At 63.6% G+C, this 1062-nt stretch carries 1 protein-coding gene; it reads left to right on the forward strand.

Annotation, left to right across the window (positions count from 1 at the left end; genetic code table 11):
* Positions 1–1062: SIS domain-containing protein (locus AB5164_RS10195; protein WP_250787561.1), on the forward strand; the 1062-nt coding region annotated here is incomplete at its 5' end.

Consider the following 1062-nt stretch of genomic DNA (forward strand, 5'->3'; position numbering starts at 1 on the left):
ATGAAGGAAACCGAGAAGATCGAGATCATGCATTTCGACCAGGAGGGCTATCTCGAGGACGGCAAGGCGCTCTACGAGACCGGCAAGAAGATGACCGCGCTCGCCGACAAGGTCGCCGACGAGGGCTACGACGCCGTGTTCCTGATGGGCGTCGGCGGCACCTGGGACGAGCTCATGCAGCTCGAGTACCTCATGAACAAGTTCGGCGACCGCGACCTCGAGGTCTACCTGATCCACGCCGCCGAGTGGAACGCCATGGGCCACAAGCGCATGACCGAGAAGTCCGTCGTGCTCACCGCCTCCGAGTCCGGCACCACCCCCGAGGTCCTCGAGGCCGTCAAGAAGATGAAGGGCATGGGCGTGCGCGTCTACGCCATGACCAAGCCCGAGGGCCCCATCGGCCAGGCTGTGGGCGCCGAGAACTGCGTCGCCATGGCTTCTGACCATGGTTCGGGCGGCTGCGAGAAGGGCTACTACCTCGCCGACTGCTTCGGCCTGCGCCTGCTCAACCGCCGCGGCTGCTTCCCCAAGTTCGATCTGTTTATCGAGCAGACCAAGGATATCTGGAAGGACATGCTCGACATCCGCAAGCGCTTCGAGCCGCGCGCCGAGGAGCTCGCCAAGAAGTACGCCCTGGCCCCCTACACCATGTTCATCGGCTCCGGCGCCCTGTGGGGCGAGACCATCCTGTTCTCGATGTGCATCCTCGAGGAGATGCAGTGGAAGCGCACCCGCTACATCACCTCGGCCGACTTCTTCCACGGCACCCTCGAGCTCGTGGAGCCCGGCGTCCCGGTCTTCCTGTTCATGGGCGAGGACGAGAACCGCAAGCTCGACGAGCGCGTCCGCGCCTTCCTGACCCGCGGCGTGACCGGCGACACCGACATCAACATCATCGACACCGCCGAGTTCGCGATCCCCGGCCTTGACGACGAGTTCCGCGTCATCGTCTCCCCGTGGATTCTGACGGTGCTCGTGACCGACCGCCTGGCTCGCTACTACGAGACGGTCACCAAGCACAACCTCAAGTATCGTCGCTACTATCACCAGTTCGACTACTAA

Source organism: Collinsella aerofaciens, from assembly GCF_040915425.1.
GTDB classification, from domain to species: domain Bacteria; phylum Actinomycetota; class Coriobacteriia; order Coriobacteriales; family Coriobacteriaceae; genus Collinsella; species Collinsella aerofaciens_BW.